The organism is Ruegeria sp. HKCCSA071 (assembly GCF_017872555.1).
GTDB lineage: Bacteria > Pseudomonadota > Alphaproteobacteria > Rhodobacterales > Rhodobacteraceae > Ruegeria.
In genome coordinates this window covers 1419909-1441137 of sequence record NZ_JAEDOX010000001.1, presented here as the reverse complement: position 1 = coordinate 1441137, position 21229 = coordinate 1419909, and the positions used below count along the sequence as shown (strand labels likewise).

Below are 21229 nucleotides of genomic sequence, written 5' to 3'. Positions count from 1 at the left end.
ATGTCATCATCCCTGACGGACTATTCACTTCTTTTGGACCTCGCAGGCCCGTGCTTGCGGGGTTTTTTCTTTGCTGACCCGACCGCAGTTGGCCACTTGCAAAGGACGTGCAGCGGCATGATGATCCGCCTAAAAGACTCAGAGGTCTGACGTGAACGATCCCGAACAAGCCCTGTGGCGGACTACATGTACCGAAGCAGTCACGGCTCTGCCGCTGAGCAGTGATACAACCGTTGATCTGGCCATCATAGGTGGCGGATATACCGGGTGTTCAGCTGCCTTGACGGCAGCCCGTACCGGCGCTTCGGTCTGTTTGCTTGAAGCGCAGAAGATCGGGTTTGGCGGGTCGGGGCGCAATGTCGGTTTGGTCAATGCCGGGCTGTGGCTGCCACCGGATGACATTCGCGCGCATATCGGTGCAGAGGCTGGCGATCGGCTGATCGATTTGTTGGGTAAAGCACCGTCAGACGTTTTTTCCCTGATCGAAGAACACGGCATCGCATGTGAGCCCATTCGCAACGGAACCCTGCATTGCGCGCATTCCGCCTCGGGGCTGAAGAATCTGCAAACGCGCCACGCGCAGCTAAGCGGGTCTGGCGCGCCGGTAGAGCTGCTGTCGGCGGATCAGGCCCGTGACCGGACCGGTAGCGATGCTTTCCATGGGGCGTTGTTCGACCCTCGCGCAGGAACTATACAACCCTTGGCTTATGTCATGGGATTGGCGCGTGCCGCGTCTCAGGCCGGGGCGCAGATACATGAACAAAGTCCAGTGCAGACCCTTCGGCACGACGGTGGGCAATGGGTGTTGACCACACCGAGCGGGACTGTAAGGGCCAAGTCCGTCATTCAGGCAACCAACGCCTATCACCTAGGATTGCCAGATACTGCGCCCGCCTATGTTCCCGTTTATTACTTTCAATACGCAACGGCCCCGCTTTCGCATAATTTGCGCGCCAACATCCTGCCGCAGGAAGAAGGGTGCTGGGATACAGGGCTGATCATGACGTCCTTCCGGTTGGATCAGGCGGGGCGGATGATCATTGGCGGCATGGGTGATCTGGGGAATGCAGGCCGCAGCGCGCATACCGGATGGGTCCGACGCAAACTGGCTGAGCTTTATCCTCAGCTTGCCGATCAGCCGTTTGAACAGGGTTGGCACGGTCGGATTGCCATGACTTCGGACCATATCCCGAAAATCACGCAGATTGGCCCTAACGCTCTGGCTGCGCACGGGTATTCCGGCCGTGGTATTGGCCCCGGCACGGTGTTCGGTCGAATGATGGCCGAAAGTCTTCTTGCAGGTGAGCCTTCGCTTTTGCCCGTTCCTGCGGTGCATGAGCATCGCGAAAGCTGGACGCGCGTGCGCCGCGCCTTTTTTGAATCCGGCGCGGCACTGACGCATCTGATAAAAGCGCGGATCTGAAATTTAGACCGATCGGGTAATGCCACCATCAACCCGGATATTCTGCCCGGTGATGTAGCCGCCCCCTTCGGATGCCAGCAGGGCCACGACCGAAGCGACCTCATCATAACTGCGCCCATAACGCCCCATGGGAATGCGCGCGCGGAACTCTTCTTTTTCGGGCAGGCTGTCAATGAAACCGGGCAGGATGTTGTTCATGCGGATGTTTTCGGCAGCGTATTTGTCCGAGAACAGTTTGGTGAAGGCGGCCAGCCCGGCGCGAAACACGCCCGAGGTCGGAAAGACCGGGTCAGGTTCGAACGCGGCGAAGGTCGAGATATTGATGATCGATCCACCGCCCTGCGCCTGCATGATCGGTGTCACAAGCCGCGTGGGGCGGACCGCGTTCATAAAGTAGACGTCCATGCCGGTGTGCCAATCCTCGTCCGTCAACTCAAGGATCGGAGCACGGGGGCCGTGGCCGGCGGAATTGACCAGGACGTCGATGCGCCCCCAATGGGACATGGCTGCAGCAACAAGCTTTTGCAGATCCTCCGTAGACTGGTTCGAGCCGGTTACACCGACGCCTCCCAACTCATGCGCCAACGCTTCGCCCTTGCCCGAGGATGACAGTATCCCGACCTTGAAACCGTCCGCGGCCAGCCGCCGAGCGGAATCCGCGCCCATGCCGCTGCCGCCTGCTGTGATAAGTGCTACTTTCTCCATCTGAGATCTCCGTTTTGATTTGGTTTCAGGATGGCGAATGAATTGCGGTTTGACCAATCAGTTTTGTTGAATACTCGTGACCGCGCCCCGCAGCCGAACCTGGCATTGGTCATGCGTAGCTGACAACCATCTCAGGTCTGAAGGAACGCTGCGATGGCTTCTAACCGGCCGCGTAACCAGCGGTGGGCGGGGTCATTGGTCGATCTTTGATGCCAGACCATATAGATGGACACAGGCGGGCAGGCGAAAGGTAACGGTGCGCAATCAAGCACGGCCAACGGCCCCTGTTTCATCAGTGCCGTATCTGTCGAGATCAAGTCGCCGCCCTGCACAAAGGCCGGGATCGCGTTGAAATGCGGCAGGGTCACCACCGCTGGCCTGATCTGGCTTTGATCGACGCCACGCATGACGGCGCGAGCGTTTCGGCCATCGGCAAATCGCACCTCGACATGGTCGCTGTGGCAATAGTCTTCCCAACTGTCCGGGGGCGTGCGTTGCGTGGCGTCGTAGAACACCATCAGCGGGCTTTCGATCAGTCTTTTCTGGAAAATATCCGGTCCGTCGGGCGGCAGCGGGGTTAGCATCAACTGGCACCGGTCGCTGCGCAACAATTCGGGGTCGGGCACACCCGATGGGATGAACTCCAACCGCAGGCGCACGCCTTCGGCGCGGGTGTCACGCAGCAGCTGTGGAAAGATCAGTTCTCGTGGCATGTCATTGGTGGCGATGCGGATGTGGATCTGTTCCGACAACGGGTCGAACGGTCGGCCGTCGGTCAGCGCCCGCATTCCGTCCAGCACCTTTTGCGCGGGCTCCTTCAGGGACAAGGCGCGCTCGGTCGGGGTCAGGCCCTGACCGGACCGGACAAACAACGGATCGCCCAGGACCTGCCGGAGCTTGGCCAGCGTGTGGCTTATGGCCGATTGCGTGACGTCCAGCCGATCCGCAGCTTTCGAGACCGAGCTTTCCTCGAGTATCGTCAAAAAAGTGCGCAGAACCTTGCCGTCGAGGTCAATGAAATCGAATTTGCTCATACTATTTATGATTAGCCATGAGTGGATTTGCTGTCCATGGCGGGGTACGGGACGGACATCAACAGGAGATATGCGATGGGAATCCGCTTTTTCTCGGACAGAAACCGGCCCGTTCATATGGGCGGCTACCCGCTGGAGCGTTTGGCCCGACAAGAAGACATGCCGGATCTGTCACTTGTGCCCCCTATGGCCGAGCTGAGTTTCCACCGACCGGAACACCCTGACAGCATCGTCAATGCGATGCGTGAGTTTCAGGCGATGATGGACGCCATCCGCGACGGAATGGTGAACCCGGTTGCATCCGAGGTTCCATCGAATCCGCAGGACCGGGCCAACCACATTAAAGCGTTCGGCTATTTCAACGATGCGTCGATGCTGGGGTGCGGACCGCTGCCATCCGACGCCCTGTTGCCCGACGCCCGCCGCAATCCCGATATCGACCGGCTTGCCCACGCGTTGCGCACACGTCAGACCAAAACGCTGGCATCCGGGATCGACGTCATCATGGCTGATCTGAAAGACAGTATGGAGGCCGCGCCCAAGCCGATCGACAGCCATCGGCACAGCATTGTCTTTCTTTACGAACACAACCGCAATCCCGACCCGTTCGAACCCGGCGCTGATTGGATTGTCGGCGCGCAGGATCATCGTGCCTGTCTGCTGGCGACCGAGAACGCGGTGGTCATCGCCAATTACATCCGCCTTTTGGGCTTTGACGCGCGGGCGCACAGCATGATGTCGACCGACGTTGATTTGGGCAAGCTGGCGGTCGCCGCCGGGTTGGCTTCGGTCGAAGATGGAGCGGTCGTCGTGCCCTGGCTGGGCAAGCGCTTTGGTTTGGCCGCTGTGACGACTGACATGCCGATCGCCCATGAAAAACCGCTGAAGCCTATGGCCGATCAGCCTTGGTTTCAGACGCAGGGGCCAGCATGGTGGTTGGGAACGGGCTTTGCCAAGAACGCCCTCAACCGTGATCCATATGCCAAACGACGCTATGTGGACGGGGCCCATCCCTTCGAAAAGCTCAAACGGGTCGAAACCCCGACAACCTATATCGACGAAGAGAACGTTGCCCGCGTTCCCAAGCGCGCCGACATGTTCGCCCGCGCCCAGTTCGGCGACATGGGGAAGCCATTGCAGGACGCCGCGAAAGGCGGGTACTACGTGCGCAAGGCCGCGCCCAGCTTTGCCCAACGCCGTGCTTTGGGTGCGTTTGTACTGTTGCAGGACGGTGAAAGTGCTGACGCGACCAAGCCATCTGACGCGCAACGCAACGCTGCAAACATCAAGGCTGCGACCTATTTTCTTGGGGTCGATGCGGTGGGTCTCAGCCGGTGCCCAGAATGGGCCTGGTATTCCCATGACGCGACAGGCGAAGAAATCGTACCGCCCCATGATCAGGCCGTCAGCATGATCATCGATCAGGGCTATGAGACGATGGAGGGTGCCAGCGGTGATGACTGGATCAGCGTCGCACAATCTATGCGGGCCTATCTGCGGTTTTCGCTGCTGGGCGGGGTGATTGCGCAGCAGATCCGCAACCTGGGCTACAAGGCCAAGGCGCATACGGTGATGGATGGCGAGGTGCTGCAACCGCCGCTGTTGCTGCTCTCGGGGTTGGGCGAGGTCAGCCGGATCGGAGAAGTTATCCTGAACCCCTATCTGGGACCGCGCCTGAAATCAGGCGTGGTGACCACCGATATGCCGATCACGCATGACAGGCCCATTGATTTCGGTCTGCAAAGCTTTTGCGAATCTTGCAACAAATGCGCCCGCGAATGCCCTTCGGGCGCGATCACAGCTGGGCCAAAGCTGATGTTCAACGGCTATGAAATCTGGAAATCCGACAGTCAGAAATGCGCGACCTATCGCGTGACCACTCCGGGTGGCGCGATGTGCGGGCGGTGCATGAAGACCTGCCCCTGGAACCTTGAGGGTATCTTCAAGGAACGCCCATTCCGCTGGGCCGCGATGAACATCCCCTCGGCGGCGCCAGCGTTGGCCAAGCTGGATGATGCGGTTGGCAATGGTGGTTTGAACGACACCAAGAAATGGTGGTGGGATATCGAGTTGCAGCCCGACGGGGCGTATCGGCCAACTACACACCCTTTGAACCGGCGCGATCTGCAAAAGGAACTGGACCTTAGATACGAGGATCAGACATTGGCGGTCTACCCCGCCTATCTGGCCCCGCATCCCTGGCCCTATCCGTTTGCAATGGATCGCGAGGCAGGAATTGCCGCCTATGAGGCTTTGGTGACGGCCGAAGAATACAAGGCGCGCAAAGCTGCGGGGGATATGTCGATCATTCATCGCTATCAGGTCGCAGGTGACGCGCCGGTAATGCGGGTCGCTGTGACCAAGGTCGACAAGATGACCGCCGACGTCACCAAGTATGAATTTGCCGCCCTTGACGGTGCACCGCTTCCTGAATGGTCCGCAGGTGCGCATCTGGATGTGCTTGTCGCGCCAGAGTTCCTGCGCCAATACTCCATGTCCGGCGACCCGTCGGAGCGGGGAACCTATCAGATCGGTGTTCTGCGCGAGGATGCAGGGCGGGGTGGCTCGGCCTTGCTGCACCGAATTTTCAACGAAGGGCGCAAGGTTTTCATCTCGAAACCGATCAACCATTTCGAACTGGATGAAGAGGCGTCCAAAACCTTTTTGATGGGGGGTGGTATCGGTATCACTCCGATGATTGCTTTTGCTCATCGCCTGCACGCATTGGGCATGGATTTCGAGTTGCACTACTCGGCCAGCACGCGGGGCGGCGCGGGGTATCTGGATGATCTGGCGGGGATGCCCTGGGCGAACCGCGTCCACTACCATTTCTCGGATGAAGGCACGCGTGCTGATCTGGATGCAATCCTGTCGGGGTATCAGCAGGGATGGCACGTCTATACGTGCGGGCCTGATCGGTACATGGATGGGGTCATGCAGGCCGCAGAACATCAGGGTTTCCCCGAAGAGGCGCGACATCTTGAATATTTCTCGGTCCCGGAAACCCCGGAATACGAAAATCATCCATTTACCCTGAAACTCGCGCATTCAGGGAAGACGCTGCCGGTTCCCGCAGACAAGGATGCCGCGCAGGTTCTGAACGAGGCGGGTTTTCACGTAGATGTGAAATGCGCCGATGGTATCTGTGGTGTGTGCAAATGTGGCTTCCTTTCGGGCGAGGTCGAGCATCGGGATTTCGTGCTGTCCAAAAAGCAGCGCCAAGGGGCCATGATTCTGTGCCAAAGCCGCGCTGCGGAGCCGGATGGTGTGATCGAGCTCGATCTGTAAGCATGGTCAGAAAGCGACCTTTGGACGGTGAAATTTGGTCGCTCGGCCCATGGACGTCAGGTGGGTGGTGAATTAACGTCGCCCCGAACCCAGATATCCCTGACCAACAGGTGCGAGGTAGCATTATGGATTATCACAGCCCCGCCAGCTTTGCCGAGGCTTCGGCTCTGGCCGCAAATGCGACGGGCATCACGCGCTTTCTGGCGGGCGGCACCGACGTATTGGTGCAGCTGCGCTCGGAGTTGGTGACGCCTGATACGCTGATCGACATCAAGAAAATCAACGGTGTACGCGACATCACCCGCAACGCTGATGGAAGCTGGACGTTGGGAATTGCCGCAACCGGTGCCGAAATGAGCGAGCATCCCGAGTTGGGTCGTGACTGGCCCGGTGTGGTCGAGGCGATGGACCTGATCGGATCAACACAGGTGCAGGGGCGTGCAACACCGACTGGTAACCTGTGTAACGGCTCACCTGCGGCTGATTCCGTGCCCGCCATGGTCGCAGCTGGTGTAACTGTCACCGTGACCGGCCGGGACGGCACTCGCGAAGTCGCGGTCGAGGATATTCCGACCGGCCCCGGCAAAACCTCACTGGCCAAAGGCGAACTGATCTCGGCGGTCAATATCCCTGCGCGTGGTGAAAACGGCGGCGATGCCTATCTGCGGTTTATCCCCCGCACCGAAATGGACATCGCGGTGGTTGGCGTTGGTGTGAACCTGCGTCTTGACGGTGACACCATCACTGAGGCCCGCGTATCACTGGGCGCCGTGGCCCCAACCGTTCTGCTGGTCGAAGACTGTGCCAAGGCCATTATCGGCAGCACGCTGGATGATGCGTCCATGGAGGCGCTGGCCGCCGCTGCCTCCGCCGCCTGTAACCCGATTGACGACAAGCGCGGCACGATTGCGTTCCGCACCGAGGTCGCGGGCGTTCTGGCCAAGCGCGCCGCGAAAATTGCCTATGCCCGCGCGAAGGGAGAAGACGCATGAAAAAGTTTCACGTAACAACCACCGTGAATGGCGATGCGGTCGAATACCTGTGTGATCCGCGTGAAACTCTGCTGGATTGTCTGCGCGACAAGCTGAACCTGACTGGTGCGAAAGAAGGGTGTGGCACCGGCGATTGCGGCGCGTGTTCGGTCACCGTTGATGGCCGTCTGGTCTGTTCATGCCTGATGCTGGGTGTCGAGGCTGAAGGTAAGCAGATCGAAACGGTCGAAGGCATTGCCGACGGTGATATTCTGCATCCGCTGCAAAAGAAGATGATCGAATACGCTGCCCTGCAATGCGGCATCTGCACGCCGGGCATTCTGGTGGCGGCCAAGTCGTTGCTGGAGAAAAACCCGAACCCGACCGAGGAAGAGACGCGGTATTGGCTGGCAGGCAACCTCTGCCGTTGTACTGGATATGACAAGATCATTCGCGCCGTAATGGATACGGCGGCTGAGATGCGGGAGGCGTCGTAATGGCTCTGGACGATCGTAAATCAGACTTCACTTTTGTCGGCACCCGCCCCAACCGTCCCGACGGTCTGGACAAGGTGACCGGCCGCGCCAAATTCGGTGCGGATGCCTACGCCCCGGGAATGCTGCATGGCGCGATCCTGCGCTCACCACATGCGCATGCGCGGATCGTGAAAATTGATGCGTCGAAAGCCGAGGCGCACAAGGATGTCAAAGCTGTTGTGACGCGCGCCGACTTTGCTGACGTGCCGTTCAAGCCCGGTCTGGAAGGTGAATTCTATAACGTTCTGGAAAACGTTATGGCCGGTGAGAAAGCGCTATATGACGGGCACGCAGTTGCAGCGGTCGCTGCGACTTCAGCATTGGCGGCGCGTGACGCGCTCAAGTTGATCGAGGTCGAGTACGAAGTTCTGCCCCACGTCACCGATGTGGATAAGGCGATGGCACCGGATGCGCCCGTGATCCGCGAAGGGGCGGCGGATTATTCCGTGCCGGAAGGAATGCACCCGAACGTTGTCCGTTATCATGAAAGTGGTCACGGTGATCTCGAGGCCGGATTTGCCGAAGCTGATCTGATCATCGAAGATAGTTTCGTCACCGAAGCGACGCATCAGGGTTATATTGAACCTCACGCCTGTCTGGCCATATTGGGTAATGACGGCAAGGGTGAGTTGTGGTGCACGACACAAGGGCATTGGATTGCGCAGAAAACCTGTGCTGCGCTTCTGGGAATTGAAACCTCGCAGTTGCGCGTCACTGCGTCTGAGATCGGCGGAGGGTTTGGCGGTAAGACAACCGTTTTCATCGAGCCCGTCGCACTAGCGCTCAGCCGTAAGGCCAATCGCCCGGTCAAGCTTGTGATGACCCGGTCCGAGGTGTTCCGGGCTACTGGTCCGACTTCGTCTGCCTCGATGGACGTCAAGATCGGCATGAAGAAAGACGGCACGATCTCGGCGGCTCAGGGTATTTTCCGTTTGCAGGGCGGGGCCTTTCCCGGCGCGCCGGGCGACATGACAGCCATGTGTGCCTTCGCACCCTACAACCTGACCAACGTCAAGCAGATCGGCTATGACGTGATGGCCAACCGCCCAAAGCAGGCAGCGTACCGCGCGCCGGGTGCACCGATGGGTGCCTTTGCAGTCGAGTCCGTGATTGACGAGTTGTGCAACAAGCTGGGTCTCGACCCCGTTGAGGTGCGCCTGAAGAACGCCGCGCATGAGGGCACGAAAGCCAGCTATGGACCGACCTACGAGCGCATCGGTCTTGTCGAAACGCTGGAAGCAGCCAAGGCACATCCTCATTATTCGGCTCCGCTGAAGCCGGGGCAGGGGCGCGGTATTTCCTGTGGCTTCTGGTTTAACCATGGTGGCGAGACCAGCGTTTCGCTTGCCTTATCCGAGGATGGTTCGGCTCAGGTGATGGTCGGAACGCCTGATATCGGTGGCTCGCGCGCGTCGATGGCCCTGATGGCGGCCGAGGTTCTGGGCATCCCGTATGAAAACATCCGGGTGACCATCGCCGATACGGCTACACTGGGCTACAATGACGTAAGCCATGGCTCTCGCGTGACCTACGCGTCAGGGCTGGCGACAATCAAGGCTGCGAGACACGCGGTCGAGAAACTGTGCGAACGGGCCGCGGCCAAATGGGGCATCCCGGTTGATGCGGTGAAATGGGAAAATGGCTGTGCAGTGCCCTCAGGGCCGAATGCAGGCGATTTCGATCCGATGCCGCTGGCCGATATCACCGCCGATATGGGCCGCACCGGTGGTCCGATCTCGGGTCATTTCGAGGCAACCCCCGAAGGTGCTGGCGTGTCCTTTGGCACCCACATCGTGGATGCCGAGGTTGACCCGGAAACCGGTAAGACCAGTGTGACCCGCTACACGGTCATTCAGGACGCGGGCAAGGCGATCCATCCGACCTATGTCGAAGGCCAGTATCAGGGCGGTGCCGCGCAGGGTATCGGCTGGGCCCTGAACGAGGAATATATCTACGGTGAAGACGGTCGCTTGCAGAACTCGATCTTTCTCGACTACCGCATCCCGGTGGCCAGCGACTTGCCGATGATCGACACCGTGATCGTCGAGGTTCCGAATCCGGGCCACCCGTTTGGCGTCCGCGGTGTGGGTGAGACGGGTATCGTGCCGCCACTGGCCGCCATTGCCAACGCTGTGTCCAACGCGGCTGGCGTGCGGATGAAGCGGTTGCCGATGTCGCCGCCACGTATTCTGGCCGCTCTCAAGGACAATGGTTGAGGTTCACCTCTGGTCCGGCCTCCGGTCACTGACCGGGGGTCAGCAGGTGGTTGAGGTCGAGGCCAAAACCACCGGAGAGTTGCTGCGCGCGCTCGTGCGTGCGCATCCGCAGCTTCAGGCACCCATCGACGCTGGCGTGTCTATCGCTGTCGACGGGCGCGTGATCGCGACCGGACTGACCGAACCAATTCCCGAGGGCAGTGAAGTCTATCTGATGCAAAGGTTGAGAGGCGGTTAAGCGTCAGGCGACCAAGGCTCGCGCCCGACCATTCGGTCTGCCTCGGCCGTGATATCGTTCATATGCTGCTCAAGGCTTTGGCGCAGCGTTTCGATTTCGTCTTCACTGGCTTTGCGCGGAACTGTTTCCGTCCATTCCCGGCACAGAAACACCCCCTGGTTACCCCATGGGCGGGGCATCAAAAGATGATCCCATGTTCCTGCTTCGCGCCCATGTTTCGCCGAAAAGGTAATACCAAACACACGTTTACCCGATGCGCGCGCCCAAACCAGCGGAACCGTCGACAAAACCCGCTCTGGCCCACGGGGGCCGTCTGCCGCTATGCCAATGGATATTCCCTGTTTCATTTTGCCAAGCACTTCGCGCGACAATGCCACGTGGCGTTGATGACTGGACATGGCAATCGTGTCCATTCCGAACAGCTTCTGCACGCGACCCACCATGCTGCCAGCCCGCGCAGAAGATGTAATCGAACAGATGCGCCCCTTGTCCAGCGGGAAGAAATAGGGCGACTGCGCCAGCCGTTGGTGCCAGAGAACAACGATGACCGGCTCACCCTGTTCGGCCAATTGGTCCAGTTCGTCATAGCCGATGCGCTGCCATCGTGTGTTGCGGTGTACCAGCCGAATATAGTTTGCAATCCGACGCGCCACCCAGTTTAGCACAGCTTCACTGTCTGCAATCTTCTTACGGAGGTTCACGCCGAGTTCCTTCTGCTAACCGGTCCTTGTCTTAGCGCACCATGCGTTTTGCGCAACTTGTTTGTCCGGGCATTTCGTGGGTGGGAATCTGAAAAAGCCTCTTGAGTCCGCCGCGCGGCTGGCATATCTGGGGCTCACTACAGGGGTATAGCTCAGTTGGTAGAGCGACGGTCTCCAAAACCGTAGGTCGCGGGTTCGAACCCTGCTGCCCCTGCCATTAAAATCGTCCGAATACTCAGTTGTGATATCCAAGGGTGAACGGGTTTCAGCCTTTGAGTTCGCTTTGCCTGTCTTCAGCCAATTCGCGCTTGGGTTATTACTGGTCGCAGAATCGGCTTCGGCAACACTGCTACAATGGTGCGAGGCCATCGTGCCCTGTTATTATCTTTTGTTGGCACCTGTATTTTCGTGCGGACCTACGGCATCCAGTTTTTTAGCCCACATATGCTGATATTCTTGAAACACCGCCGGCTTGTTTGAGTGGAGCGCCATCAATGCACACGCGGCCCACATAGCGACATCGTAATCCGAGTCGCTCTTTTTCAGTAATTGCGCATTAAGTGCAGCGGCTTCTGATGTCGAAGGTTTATGCATTGCCATCGGACCTTTTTTGCCAACTGATGCTGGTTTTCGCAATCGTCCTGTCACGGACATTCACGATAACCAACAGGTATCATTATGTGGGTAGAACAGTGAATGGGTTGGAAACAAGACGTTAACATGTCGTTAACTTTTTGCTGGGGTGCTTGTCCGCAAGAGTGTTCATGTGACCGGTCCATAGTGAACTAAGTTACAGACCAATCACTAGAATCCCGCTTTACTTACTACTGTTATGAGTTGGCGCTCACGTTCGGTACATGACGCTTTTTTTGTTTTTCTCTCTTGTGGATGGGGCGCGCTTGTGGTTGAGCGCGCCCTTCCCATGTCCGGGTAACTAGGTTGTCGCCGATGTCGGTTCTGAGGCGGTAATCGAGGTTTCCTTGGGTGGGCGATTGACTTATTGTCCGGCCACGACGCAATCAGCCGGATGAGGATACATGTCGCGTTTTGATGGATATTTCCTGCGGCAATTGCTGGTTTTATTCGGCTTCTTCACCCTTGTCCTGGTGGGTGTGTTCTGGATCACCCGTTCCGTCAGCCTGTTTGACAAAGTCATCAGCGGTGGCCAGTCCGCTATGGTGTTTCTTGAATTCACCGCGCTTACCCTGCCAACACTTGTTCGTACGGTTATGCCGATGGCTGTATTTGCGGCTGCTGTCTATGCGACCAACAGATTGAGTCGCGAAAGCGAGATGACAGTGATGCTGGCAACCGGGTCAAGCCCGTGGCGACTGGCGCGGGCCGTTGTTTTGTTCGGTTTGATCACTGGTCTGATGATGGCCGCCATCAGCGTGTTCCTGCGCCCTGCATCGGTCGAACAACTGGAGACCCGACAAGCCGAAGTTGCAGGAGATGTGACAGCGCAGTTGTTGAATGAAGGTGAGTTTCTGCACCCCGCCGAAGATGTTACGGTTTACATCGGGGGCATCGATCTGGACGGTACGTTGCACGAGGTTTTCGTATCGGATCGCCGCGACCCGGAAAACGCAGTCAGCTATTCCAGCGTGACCGCCTATCTGGTCAACAACGACGCAGGAATTCATCTGGTGATGGTCGACGGGGTAGCGCTGCGCCTGAACAAGGTGGGCAGGGTTCTGTCCTCGACCCTGTTTCAGGACGCATCATACGACATCTCTGAGCTGACGAACACAAGCCCAATGGCGCATCGCAGCCTCGAAGCCATTCCGACCTCTGATCTGATCTTCGACCGTGATGCGATCTCAAAAACCGAAGGGTTCAGCCAGGGTAAGTTGATCGAAGAATTGCACCAGCGTTTTTCCTGGATAGTTATTTGCATTGCGGTGTCGCTGGCGGGGTATTCGACCCTGATGCTGGGCAGCTTTTCACGGTTTGGATTGTGGCCTCAGATTTTGGGTGCATTTACCATACTTGTACTGCTTGAAGGCGTTCGCGGGTTTGTGTCCCCGGTTGTGATTGATGACCCGAGGCTTTGGGCGCTGCTTTACCTTCCCGCCATAATGGGTGTGCTGATTTCGTGTTGCTTTCTGCTTGTCGCAGGTCGCCCGCTTTTACGGAAACGTGCGCGCGGGTCCGAGGTCATCCCAACACCCGCTTGATTTCAGGCTCGAAGTTCTTCCAGACAACACCGAATGTCGTCAAATTCCTTGTGATCACCGCGGGCGACCAGATACATCGGCAGCGGCAGGCTAACACTGTCTTCGACCGGTTCGAGAGCCCCCGAAGCCAGATGTTGGGAAATGACGTAATCGGGGAAGTAGCCACATCCGCCTCTTTGCAGGACATACCGTAGCGCCATCATGCAATTGCCAAGAAACAAGGTCTGCCCTGAGGCGCGTCGTACAGCCGATCTGACGTGATCCTGGTAGATCTCACCAAGTTCAAGGTTGACGAAGACCAGATCTTTTTCTGCTGTTGCTGTTTGTGGGGTTCTGACGAGGGTTAGAAGCTCCGGTTCCAGCTCGTGATAGGTGACACGTCGGTCCGATGGCGTTTCATGCGTAATCGCCACGTCCAGCACATGGGTCGCCACAGCTTCAACCATGTTCAGATCGTGGTCGTAATTCAGTGTCAGCAGCAGTTTGTCAAAGCGCTGTTCGAACCGAACAGCCAGATCCACAAGCAGAGGGTCCCAGATACTAAGCTGACCACCCAACCGAAGTGCTGGGCGGTTTTGTGTCTGCAATGGTAAATCGCGCGACGCGAAGGCCCAAAGAGACAGTATTTGTTCTGCATACGGTTTGAATTGTTGGCCAAACTCGGTCAGCGAAGTGCCACCGGCTCCGCGGGTGAATAGTGGTCTGCCGGTTTCTTCTTCGATCAGATGAATGCGCGCGCTGACGGCCGTTTGAGTCACATTCAGTTTACGGGCAGCGGCATGAAAACCACCTGTTTCAGCCACACATAGAAAAGTTTCCAAGGCTTTGGTCCGCATGTTGAGAGTATTTTTTGATCATTCTGATAAAATCAATTTATTTTTTTGAAGGAAGAACCCGTAGTACTGTCGACTTCAGGAAGCACACCAAAGGATCAACAATGCTGGACAAACGCCACAAACCGACCTGGACCAGTTTTGAGAATGCCACCAAGGCCGACTGGGACGCCGTTATGGATTATGAAGAGGCGTACAATGCTGCCTTGCCGGATCGCATCCTCGACGCTATTCGGTCGCTGAACGAGGAATGGACACCCTATCCCATCAACCGGTATCAGCATAGCCTTCAGGCCGCGACCCGGGCTTATGAGGATGGCGCGGATGAAGAATTGGTGGTCGCCGCTCTGATCCACGATACCGGCGATATTCTGTCACCCTACAACCATGGAGAGCTGTCAGCGGCGATGATGAAGCCCTATGTCAGTGAGAAAACCTATTGGATACTCAAACACCATTGCGTGTTTCAGGGCTACTACTACAACCACCACCTTGGCGGCGACCGCAACGCGCGCGACAAGTATCGCGATAGCCCCCATTGGGAAGACTGCCGCTATTTCTGCCATGAATACGATCAGAAGGCGTTTGACCCAGACTACCCGACGAAACCGCTGGAGTTTTTTGAACCCATGCTGCGCCGCATCCTGAGCAAGGGCGAAGGCCATATGGAGCTGAACGAAACTGCCGAGGATTAACAGGCGGCCATCAGGCGATAGACAATCTGAGCTGTGGTGAAATCCCAGGCGGCATTACCGACCGGGGCCAGTTCGACCACGTCGAAGCCCACGCATCTGCGCCCCTTGAGCGCGTGTTCGACCAGCCGCAGTGCCTGATAATAGCCCAACCCTCCGGGCACCGGTGTTCCGGTGGCGGGCATCAGTGATGGATCCAGCCCATCAACGTCGAAACTGACATAGACCAGCTTTGGGAAGTCAGCAGGCAGGTCAACCGAATGGATGTTACCTGTCACCAGTTCCTCGGCATCCACGTGAAAGACGTGGTTTCTCAGACGGCTTTGGGCCTCTTCAGTTGAAAAAGCGCGGACACCGAACTGTGCGAGCCGCACGCCTTCTTCGGCAAGCAGGTGCATCACGGAAGCGTGAGAGTGTTTTTCGCCCTGATAAGCGTTGCGCAGGTCGGCATGGGCGTCGATCTGGACGATGCCGATGGGTTGGTTTAGCGCACGGGCTACACCTATCACTGCGCCATAGCTGAGGGAATGCTCACCGCCCAAAGTGACCGGCACCTTTCCGGCCCGAATTGCAGCCTCGGTGCGTTGCGCGAGGCGTTCCATTACCTCGGGCAACGGGCCGTCACAATTCAGCGGTTCTTCGGTGAAAATCCCTTCGACACAGGGCTCCGCGTGACCGGTGATGCGTTCCAGTTCATTACTGGCCTCGATAATTGCTTCGGGGCCTTTGGCCGTGCCGGACCCGTAAGAGACCGTGCGCTCCAAAGGCACCGGGATCACGCGAAAGCGGGCATCTTCGGTGCGTTCGGATGCGGTCAATTCGCTGTCGAGAAAAATGCTCATGAGAGTCTGTCCTTGAAGTCGTCATATCCGAACTGCCGGATGATCTTCAGCTCGTCCGTTTCGCTGTTCCACAGGGCGATTGTGGGCAGGGGGACGCCATTGAAGGTGTTTGTCTTGACCATCGAGTAATGTGCCTGATCGAGGAAGGCAAAACGCTGTCCGATCTCCAGCGGCTTGTCCCAGGTGTAGTCGCCAATAATGTCACCCGCCAGACAGGACGGGCCGCCAAGGCGATAGGTATGGCCTGTTTCGGCCTCATCCATCAGGGCGGGGCGATAAGGGGCCTCAATCACATCGGGCATGTGACATGTGGCCGAGATATCAGTGATCGCGAGGTTCATGCCGTTGGTCGGCAGGTCGAGGATTTCACCGATCAGAATACCTGCGTCTAGTGCCACTGCTTCGCCGGGTTCGAGGTAAACTTCAATGCCATAGGTTTCGCGAATGTCCTTGAGGAAGGCCACCAGCCCGTCGCGTTCATAATCGTCGCGGGTGATGTGGTGGCCACCGCCAAAGTTCACCCACTTGAGTTGATCAAGGTAGGGTTTGATCTTCGGTTCGATGGCGGTCCACGTGCGTTGCAGCGGTTCGAACCCTTGTTCACAAAGCGTATGCATGTGCAGCCCGTCAACGCCACGCAAGGTGTCGGCGGTCAGTTGGTTGACCGGCGTGCCAAGGCGCGAGCACGGGGCGCAGGGATCGTATTTCGGAACCTCGCCTTCGGAATGTTCCGGATTGATGCGCAGGCCAACTTGTACTTCGGCGGCTTGGGCTTTGGCGAGAAACCGGTCCTTTTGGGCAGGGGAGTTGAAGATGACGTGATCGGACAGCGACAGGATTTCGTCGATATCCGCGTCTTTGTACCCGGCGCAGAAGGTTGCGACCTCACCGCCATATTCCTCGCGTCCCAGCCGCGCTTCATAGATACCTGAGGCGCAGGTGCCGCCGAGGTGTTGGCGCACCAGTGGGGCCAGTGAGAACATTGAAAACGCCTTGAGCGCGCTGAGAACATGCGCGCCGGAACGGGTCCCGACATCAGCGAGGATTTTCAGGTTCCGTTCAACCGCCTTTTCGTCGACCACAAAGCAAGGGCTGGGTACACGGGAGAGGTTGAAATTGCGGAAGGCACCGGCGTCTCCGGCCTGTGTGGTCATCATGTCGGACATAACCGGCGTCTCCGTTTGGTGGAGAGGCCGGGGGCGCTGCCCCCGGACCCCCGGGATATTTAGGGCCAGATGAAGCTGAAGCGGATCAGAAGGTGACCGGGCCGTCGAGTTCATGGACCTGCCACGGCAGGCCATGTTCGTTCAGCATGGCCATGAAGTCGTCCGGGTCGAGTTGTTCCATGTTCCAAACGCCGGGCTCGGTCCAGTTGCCTTTCAGCACCTGCGCCGCGCCGATCATGGCGGGGACACCGGTGGTGTAGCTGACAGCCTGGCTGCCGACTTCCGCGTAGCACTCCTGATGATCGCAGATATTGTAGATGTAATAGGTCTTTTCGCCCGAGCCATCCTTGGCCTGACCTGTGGCGATATCGCCGATGCAGGCCTTACCCTTGGTTTCCGCGCCCAGATCACCGGGATCGGGCAGGAGGGTTTTCAGGAACTGGATCGGGATGATTTCCTTGCCGTCATGCATCACCGGGTCGATGCGGGTCATGCCGACATTTTCCAGAACCTTGGCGTGGGTGATGTAGGCGTCACCGAAGGTCATCCAGAAGCGGGCGCGCTCGATCTCGGGGAAGTGAGTGCTGAGAGACTCCAGTTCCTCGTGATACATCAGGTACATGTTCTTGGGGCCGATGGCGGGGAAGTCGAATTCGACCTTGTGGGTCATGGCGGGAGAGTGCTTCCATTCGCCACCTTCCCAGTGGCGCACTTCGGCCAGCACTTCGCGCAGGTTGATTTCGGGGTTGAAGTTGGTGGCAAATTCCTGATCGTTCGAACCACCATTGGCATCAAGCACGTCGATCTGGCGGATGGTGTCCAGCTTGTGCTTTTTCAACCATTTGGCAAAGACCGATGTAGCACCGGGATCGAAGCCCGAACCAAGGATGGCGGTCAGGCCGGCCGCCTTGAACCGCTCCTTGTAGGCCCACTGCCAGTGGTATTCGAACTTCGCCTCGTCCTCGGGCTCATAGTTCGCGGTGTCAAGGTAATGAATGCCCGCCTCAAGGCATGCGTCCATCAGCACCAGATCCTGATAGGGCAGGGCGAGGTTTACGAGGATTTCAGCACCGGTTTCCTTGATCAGCTTTACTGTGTCTTCGACCTTGTAGGCGTCCAGCTCGGCGGTCGCGATATCAACGCCCACACGGTCTTTCACCGATCTGGCGATGGCGTCGCATTTAGATTTCGTGCGGCTGGCCAGCGTGATTTCGGTGAAGATATCCGAATTCATCGCCATCTTGTGCACGGCAGCGTGGGATACGCCGCCCGCGCCGACAACCAGTGTTTTGCCACTCAAAGTTCCCATGGGGGTGATCTCCTCTCAGGGGTTATTCGTAATAGGTGTAACCGTTGATCGACTCGCGGTAAGCGCTCATCAGGGTTTTGCGGTCCTTGGCATTCAGGGTGCCGGTCGAAATCGCCTCATCCACCATTTTGCGGAAGGCGGCGACGCAATCCTGAGGGTCGAATTCGACATATGACAGAACCTGGCTGATCGTGTCGCCCTCTTGTTCGTGTAGCAGGTCAAAGCCACCGTCCCGACGCAGGTCAATGGTGACCACGTTGGTGTCACCAAAGAGATTGTGTAGATCGCCCAGCGTTTCCTGATAGGCGCCAACGAAAAAGACACCCATGAAGTATTCGTCGTCTTCGGGCAGGGAATGCACCGGCAGGCTGGGGGAAACACCGTCGGCCAGAATGAACCGGTCGATCTTGCCGTCGCTGTCGCAGGTGATGTCGGACAGCACGGCGCGACGGTCGGGGATCTGGTTCAGAGATTGCAGTGGCACGATCGGGTGCAGCTGGTCGATGGCCCAGACATCTGGCAGCGACTGGAACAGCGAGAAGTTGCAGTGATAGATGTCAGCAACCTTTTCAAGCTGGTCATTCAGGTCCGTTTCCAGATCCTCTGACGCGGCCAACGCCTTGAGCCGCGCCATCAGCGACAGGTATATCCGTTCGGCCCGGGCCATCTGACGCAGGTCGACATATCCGCGACGAAACAGGGCGCGTAGCTCGTTACGATAAAAGGTGGCGTCGTTCCAGCATTCCTGAAGACGGTCTTTGCTGAGATAGCCATGCACCGCAGCAAGGTCTGAAACCATATGGTGATCGTCGGCTTCAACCTCAGGGCCATTGGGCGCATCGTAAAGCGTGCTTTCGAGCACGTTGAAGACCAGCATCGAGGACGTTGCCACCACTGCACGCCCACTTTCCGTGACCAGTGTCGGGTGGCCCACCTCTGCTTCGTCCATGGCGTAGGCCACGGTTTCGACGACATTGGCACAGTATTCTTCGACCGTGTAGTTGATCGAGTTTTCGGCGGCTTTCTTTTCGCCGGTGTAATCAACCCCCATGCCGCCGCCAAGATCCAGGTGGGTCAATGGCACGCCTTCGCGTGTAAGCTCAGTGTAATAGCGACAGGCTTCGCCGACAGCACGGCGCACATCGTTGACATCCTGAACCTGGCTGCCCAGATGCGAGTGCTGCAGCTTGAGGCAATGCAGCAAGCCTGCGTCTTTCAGCTTGTCTACCGTGGCGATAAGCTGATCGGTGTTCATCCCAAAAGCCGAGCGGTCGCCCGAGCTTTCTTCCCATTTACCGCTGATCTGGTTGGTCAGTTTCACCCGAACACCGATCAGGGGCTCGATGCCCAGTTCGTTGTAAACTTCGATTACCGTGTCGGCCTCTTTCGGGCTTTCCAGAACGATGACCGTGTTGAACCCGATCTTGCGGCTTAGAATCGCCAGTTGGATGAATTCGGCATCCTTGACACCGTTACACACGATCAGTGCTTCGGGGGCCAGACGATGCGCCAGCGCAATCACCAGTTCGGGTTTGGATCCGGCCTCGAGCCCATAATTGTATTTCTTTCCAAACTCGACGATCCGGTCAACAACCTGCGCCTGCTGGTTCACCTTGATCGGGAATACACCGCGATAGCTGCCTTTGTAGCCCACGCGCGCAATCGCATCATGAAAGCTCTCGTTCAGGTGGGCGATTTCGTGTTCCAGATAAGACGCGACGCGCAGGATCATCGGTGCTTTGATGCCGCGGTCGTCCAGATCACTGAGGATACCGGGCAGGCTGATTGCCGCTGCCTCGGGGGCCATGGGATTGCGCAGACCGATCTCGCCCTGTTCGGTCACCTCGATGAGGCCTTTGCCCCATTTCTCAACTCCGTAGATGGAATGCGGTGCGTCGGGCGTCTGTTTCAATCAAGTCAGTCCTTAACATAGGGTGCCAGTTTCGCGCCCGCCAATACGGCAGCAGTTTGATTCTTCCAAGTGTAAACTATCTGATTGGGGATTCCGAATTTTACGCGGACGCGTAGATCGGGATCAGATGATTGTCCCATTGGCATTCTTCGCGGGTTCGAACAACTGGGCGCGCGCCCGTCAATGTCCCGAAAGCGCCTGTTCCTGTGGTAAAGACCAACCCGGCCGCTCCGGCTCCAAGCCCGCAGACATCTTCAACCGTGAAGGCGCCGGTGAATGTGCCGCTGGTTGTGTCAAACTGGTGCAGCGCATTGCCGCGCGGACAGGTTATTGCGATCTTCTCGGCGTCGGCTGAAAACGCGATGCTGCCAGCGTATCCCTGCAACATGCTTTGTTCGTGATCCGGTGCCGCAAGCAGGCGCGGGGCTTCACCATGACGATGCAGGCCCAGCAGGGGCGGATGTTCGGACTTGCTGCCCTGCCATTGCATGGCAAAACCAACCAGACCGTCACGCCGCACGGCCAGATGGCGGATCGAGTTCTTGTGAAGCTCGTGAGGTAACGACACCTGCTCTTGGATACTGCCCGACAGGGTGAGATAGCTCAGGTTGGGTGCCATCGTCGGCAGGTTCAGCTTTGTGCGCCCAGTTTCGGGGTGGGTTTCGATCCCGCCATTGGCAATCACCAGCGTTTCCTCATCGGGCATCAGGCGCATGTCATGTGGGCCTATTCCGCCAGATGAAAACTCACCCAGACGCGCAAAGCTTTCAGCGTCCCAGACACTTATAATACCTGTCCCGGCTTCGTAGTCGTTTTCGGTGGCAAGAAAGTACGCGCCATCCGCCGAGAATGTGCCGTGGCCATAGAAGTGGCGGCTTTCAGGGGCCTTTAGCTGCGCAATCTGCGCGCCGGTTGCGCAATCGACGACGATGGCAAAAGTGCCCGGACGCCTGGCAAACGCGACCGCTAAGGCCTTGTGCGGGTGGGCAGCGGCCGCATGTCCGCGTCCGGGTAGAGGCACGGAGAACACGAGCTTGCCCGACGTGCTTAAACCGGCAAGTCGAAAGGACCCGTCGGGGAACAGCCCCGCGGCCAGAAAATCGGGCGCTCCTACCGAGGCCCACCCGCGGACCGGGGAAATCGCGGCTGCGGCAAGACCGGCAAGAAAATGGCGGCGTGACGTCAT

General features: G+C 58.0%; 18 protein-coding genes and 1 tRNA gene. 9 read left to right on the top strand and 10 right to left on the bottom strand.

The window, feature by feature from the left end; all coding sequences use genetic code 11:
* The first annotated feature begins 151 nt into the window (after positions 1 to 151).
* On the top strand, positions 152 to 1423 hold the full coding sequence (locus tag I9188_RS07125; RefSeq protein WP_209504699.1) for an FAD-binding oxidoreductase: 1272 nt from the start codon (positions 152 to 154) through the stop codon (positions 1421 to 1423).
* Positions 1424 to 1426: 3 nt separating this feature from the next.
* Here the strand turns inward: I9188_RS07125 and I9188_RS07120 are convergent, their stop codons facing one another.
* Both I9188_RS07120 and I9188_RS07115 read right to left on the bottom strand, forming a co-directional pair.
* Positions 1427 to 2128: an SDR family oxidoreductase gene (locus I9188_RS07120; protein WP_209504698.1), complete on the bottom strand. Its 702-nt coding sequence runs from the start codon at positions 2126 to 2128 to the stop codon at positions 1427 to 1429.
* A gap of 131 nt (positions 2129 to 2259) precedes the next feature.
* Positions 2260 to 3162, bottom strand: coding sequence for a LysR family transcriptional regulator (locus I9188_RS07115; protein WP_209504697.1), 903 nt, complete (start codon positions 3160 to 3162; stop codon positions 2260 to 2262).
* 75 nt (positions 3163 to 3237) lie between these two features.
* On the opposite strand from I9188_RS07115, the gene I9188_RS07110 reads away from it, so the two are divergent.
* From I9188_RS07110 to I9188_RS07090, 5 genes are all read left to right on the top strand, one after another.
* Positions 3238 to 6450 (top strand): reductive dehalogenase, encoded by a 3213-nt coding sequence (locus tag I9188_RS07110; RefSeq protein ID WP_209504696.1) that lies wholly within the window; start codon positions 3238 to 3240, stop codon positions 6448 to 6450.
* 125 nt (positions 6451 to 6575) lie between these two features.
* Positions 6576 to 7442 carry a xanthine dehydrogenase family protein subunit M gene (locus I9188_RS07105; RefSeq protein ID WP_209504695.1) on the top strand — a complete coding sequence of 289 codons (867 nt, stop codon included), beginning with the start codon at positions 6576 to 6578 and terminating at the stop codon, positions 7440 to 7442.
* On the top strand, positions 7439 to 7918 hold the full coding sequence (locus tag I9188_RS07100; protein ID WP_209504694.1) for a (2Fe-2S)-binding protein: 480 nt from the start codon (positions 7439 to 7441) through the stop codon (positions 7916 to 7918). The genes I9188_RS07105 and I9188_RS07100 overlap by 4 nt, the downstream gene beginning before the upstream one ends.
* Positions 7918 to 10173 carry a xanthine dehydrogenase family protein molybdopterin-binding subunit gene (locus tag I9188_RS07095; RefSeq protein ID WP_209504693.1) on the top strand — a complete coding sequence of 752 codons (2256 nt, stop codon included), beginning with the start codon at positions 7918 to 7920 and terminating at the stop codon, positions 10171 to 10173. The genes I9188_RS07100 and I9188_RS07095 overlap by 1 nt, the downstream gene beginning before the upstream one ends.
* Positions 10166 to 10411 (top strand): MoaD/ThiS family protein, encoded by a 246-nt coding sequence (locus I9188_RS07090; protein WP_170346142.1) that lies wholly within the window; start codon positions 10166 to 10168, stop codon positions 10409 to 10411. The genes I9188_RS07095 and I9188_RS07090 overlap by 8 nt, the downstream gene beginning before the upstream one ends.
* Here the strand turns inward: I9188_RS07090 and I9188_RS07085 are convergent.
* Positions 10408 to 11112 (bottom strand): DUF374 domain-containing protein, encoded by a 705-nt coding sequence (locus tag I9188_RS07085; protein ID WP_209504692.1) that lies wholly within the window; start codon positions 11110 to 11112, stop codon positions 10408 to 10410. The genes I9188_RS07090 and I9188_RS07085 overlap by 4 nt on opposite strands.
* A 141-nt stretch (positions 11113 to 11253) precedes the next feature.
* Here I9188_RS07085 and I9188_RS07080 point away from each other — a divergent pair.
* A tRNA-Trp gene (locus I9188_RS07080) sits at positions 11254 to 11329 on the top strand.
* A gap of 164 nt (positions 11330 to 11493) precedes the next feature.
* Here I9188_RS07080 and I9188_RS07075 read toward each other — a convergent pair.
* Positions 11494 to 11712: a hypothetical protein gene (locus I9188_RS07075; RefSeq protein ID WP_209599579.1), complete on the bottom strand. Its 219-nt coding sequence runs from the start codon at positions 11710 to 11712 to the stop codon at positions 11494 to 11496.
* A 437-nt stretch (positions 11713 to 12149) separates the two neighbouring features.
* Between I9188_RS07075 and lptF the strand changes: the two genes are divergently transcribed.
* Positions 12150 to 13289 carry an LPS export ABC transporter permease LptF gene (lptF, locus tag I9188_RS07070; RefSeq protein WP_209504690.1) on the top strand — a complete coding sequence of 380 codons (1140 nt, stop codon included), beginning with the start codon at positions 12150 to 12152 and terminating at the stop codon, positions 13287 to 13289.
* Positions 13290 to 13291: 2 nt separating this feature from the next.
* Here the strand turns inward: lptF and I9188_RS07065 are convergent, their stop codons facing one another.
* Complete coding sequence (locus I9188_RS07065; protein ID WP_209599578.1) at positions 13292 to 14125, bottom strand: LysR family transcriptional regulator; 834 nt, start codon at positions 14123 to 14125, stop codon at positions 13292 to 13294.
* A 101-nt stretch (positions 14126 to 14226) separates the two neighbouring features.
* Here I9188_RS07065 and I9188_RS07060 point away from each other — a divergent pair, with 101 nt between their 5' ends.
* A complete protein-coding gene (locus tag I9188_RS07060; RefSeq protein WP_209504688.1) occupies positions 14227 to 14817 on the top strand; it encodes an HD domain-containing protein in 591 nt (196 codons plus the stop codon).
* Here I9188_RS07060 and speB read toward each other — a convergent pair.
* From speB to I9188_RS07035, 5 genes are all read right to left on the bottom strand, one after another.
* Positions 14814 to 15656, bottom strand: a complete 843-nt coding sequence (gene speB / locus I9188_RS07055; RefSeq protein ID WP_209504687.1) for an agmatinase — start codon at positions 15654 to 15656, stop codon at positions 14814 to 14816. The genes I9188_RS07060 and speB overlap by 4 nt on opposite strands.
* On the bottom strand, positions 15653 to 16822 hold the full coding sequence (nspC, locus tag I9188_RS07050; RefSeq protein ID WP_209504686.1) for a carboxynorspermidine decarboxylase: 1170 nt from the start codon (positions 16820 to 16822) through the stop codon (positions 15653 to 15655). Before nspC ends, speB begins: the two co-directional genes overlap by 4 nt.
* A gap of 85 nt (positions 16823 to 16907) precedes the next feature.
* Positions 16908 to 18131, bottom strand: coding sequence for a saccharopine dehydrogenase family protein (locus I9188_RS07045; RefSeq protein WP_209504685.1), 1224 nt, complete (start codon positions 18129 to 18131; stop codon positions 16908 to 16910).
* A gap of 22 nt (positions 18132 to 18153) precedes the next feature.
* Entirely contained in the window at positions 18154 to 20043 is a 1890-nt protein-coding gene (speA, locus tag I9188_RS07040) for a biosynthetic arginine decarboxylase (RefSeq protein WP_209504684.1), read from the bottom strand.
* 100 nt (positions 20044 to 20143) lie between these two features.
* A complete protein-coding gene (locus I9188_RS07035; RefSeq protein ID WP_209504683.1) occupies positions 20144 to 21229 on the bottom strand; it encodes a DUF1513 domain-containing protein in 1086 nt (361 codons plus the stop codon).

Coding starts and splice junctions, on each gene's coding strand:
- I9188_RS07060 (WP_209504688.1), top strand. CDS start 14,227: ATGCTGGACAAACGCCACAAACCGACCTGGACCAGTTTTGAGAATGCC.
- I9188_RS07120 (WP_209504698.1), bottom strand. CDS start 2,128: ATGGAGAAAGTAGCACTTATCACAGCAGGCGGCAGCGGCATGGGCGCG.
- I9188_RS07090 (WP_170346142.1), top strand. CDS start 10,166: ATGGTTGAGGTTCACCTCTGGTCCGGCCTCCGGTCACTGACCGGGGGT.
- I9188_RS07110 (WP_209504696.1), top strand. CDS start 3,238: ATGGGAATCCGCTTTTTCTCGGACAGAAACCGGCCCGTTCATATGGGC.
- I9188_RS07045 (WP_209504685.1), bottom strand. CDS start 18,131: ATGGGAACTTTGAGTGGCAAAACACTGGTTGTCGGCGCGGGCGGCGTA.
- I9188_RS07105 (WP_209504695.1), top strand. CDS start 6,576: ATGGATTATCACAGCCCCGCCAGCTTTGCCGAGGCTTCGGCTCTGGCC.
- I9188_RS07115 (WP_209504697.1), bottom strand. CDS start 3,162: ATGAGCAAATTCGATTTCATTGACCTCGACGGCAAGGTTCTGCGCACT.
- I9188_RS07095 (WP_209504693.1), top strand. CDS start 7,918: ATGGCTCTGGACGATCGTAAATCAGACTTCACTTTTGTCGGCACCCGC.
- I9188_RS07035 (WP_209504683.1), bottom strand. CDS start 21,229: ATGACGTCACGCCGCCATTTTCTTGCCGGTCTTGCCGCAGCCGCGATT.
- I9188_RS07100 (WP_209504694.1), top strand. CDS start 7,439: ATGAAAAAGTTTCACGTAACAACCACCGTGAATGGCGATGCGGTCGAA.
- speB (WP_209504687.1), bottom strand. CDS start 15,656: ATGAGCATTTTTCTCGACAGCGAATTGACCGCATCCGAACGCACCGAA.
- nspC (WP_209504686.1), bottom strand. CDS start 16,822: ATGTCCGACATGATGACCACACAGGCCGGAGACGCCGGTGCCTTCCGC.
- I9188_RS07075 (WP_209599579.1), bottom strand. CDS start 11,712: ATGGCAATGCATAAACCTTCGACATCAGAAGCCGCTGCACTTAATGCG.
- I9188_RS07065 (WP_209599578.1), bottom strand. CDS start 14,125: ATGCGGACCAAAGCCTTGGAAACTTTTCTATGTGTGGCTGAAACAGGT.
- lptF (WP_209504690.1), top strand. CDS start 12,150: ATGTCGCGTTTTGATGGATATTTCCTGCGGCAATTGCTGGTTTTATTC.